The 1,466-nt window shown below is 68.6% G+C and carries 1 protein-coding gene; it reads left to right on the forward strand.

Annotated features, from left to right (window positions below; all coding sequences use genetic code 11):
• Positions 1-631 precede the first annotated feature (631 nt).
• Complete coding sequence (locus ACWEO5_RS38460; protein WP_452166705.1) at positions 632-1,399, forward strand: transposase; 768 nt, start codon at positions 632-634, stop codon at positions 1,397-1,399.
• Positions 1,400-1,466 lie beyond the last annotated feature (67 nt).

The following is a 1,466-nucleotide window of genomic DNA, read 5'->3' on the forward strand; positions in this document are numbered from 1 at the left end:
CTAAGGGCTGTCCCGCAACTGCCCTCGCAGACCTGGCGGCTGTTACGGAAACCGAAATGTGGTGCGGCGGGACAGCCGTGCTGGCATCATGCTCCCGTGATCATGTGTCGAAAGGGCGATGCCGCGTAGGCAGCCGCGCGCGCTGCGCGCTGAACGATCGGTCTCCCGTGTCTGGGGGCCGGCCCCGCCGCTCCGGATTCACGGACTCTCCACCGGAGCGAGCCTGGCTGTGCGCCGCGTCGAGTACCTGAGCGGCAGCTTCTACATACACCTGGGCGCCACCGAGCGGGCATTGCGGCGGTACCGCGAGTTCCTACAGCCACCGGGCAGACGTCCGCTGTACCCGCAGGAGGCGCATTGCTCGTGCCCCGGGTGCTCCTTCGACGACGTCAGGCACGCACGCGATGTGCTGGAAGAAGTCCTGGAGAGACTGCCGGAGCGGGCCCGTGCCGAGCTCGGCCGGCTTGTGAAGCCTCTGGATGCGGTGTTCTTGCTCCGCACTTTGCCGGACCCGTTCGCGCACCGGCGCCAGTGGCGCACGCAGTTCTGGTGGTACCGCCGCCTGGCCGACAGGTCGGAGTGGGGGTGAAGGACCGTGGTCGAAGCGCGTCGAGCTGGAATGATCATCACCATGGCAGTAGTGATCACGGCGTCGGCCCCGTCTTGGATAGCTCCCTTCACCGGGCTGAGCCCGCACGGCTTCCGTAAGCTGCTGACGGCCCTGCGTCGTGAGGACGCCGACACCGTGCGACCGGGTCGGCCGTGGAGCCTGCCGCTGGAGGACCGGGTTCTGCTGGTCGCGGCCTACTGGCGGACCAACCTGACGCTGCGGCAGCTCGCGCCGTTGTTCGGGGTGTCTAAGTCGGCGGCCGACCGCATCATCGACCACATCGGCCCGCTGCTCGCGCTCAAGCCGCGGCAACGCTTCCGCAAGGGCACCGTGCTGATCGTCGATGGCACCCTGGTCCCCACCCGCGACCACGCGATCGCCGAGCAGTCCAAGAACTACCGGTACTCCACCAATCACCAGGTCGTCATCGACGCCCACACCCGCCTGGTCGTCGCTGTCGGCAAGCCCCTGCCCGGCAACCGGAACGACTGCAAGGCCTGGGAGGAGTCCGGCGCCAAGGACATGGTCGGCCGGACCACGACGATCGCCGACGGCGGCTACCCAGGCACCGGCCTGGTCATCCCGCACCGCCGACCCAAGGGCGGCGAGCTAACCGAGTGGCAGGCCGAGCACAACCGCGAACACAAGCAGGTCCGCGCCCGCGTCGAGCACGTCTTCGCCCGGATGAAGACCTGGAAGATCCTCCGCGACTGCCGCCTCAAGGGCGACGGCGTCCACCACGCCATGCTCGGCATCGCCCGCCTGCACAACCTCCTCCAGGCCGGGTGAGGCGGGCGACCGCCGAGCATCGACCCGCGCCCGAGACGCCCGAAGATCAATTACGGGACAGCCCTTA

The sequence above is a fragment of the Kitasatospora sp. NPDC004272 genome (assembly GCF_053603035.1).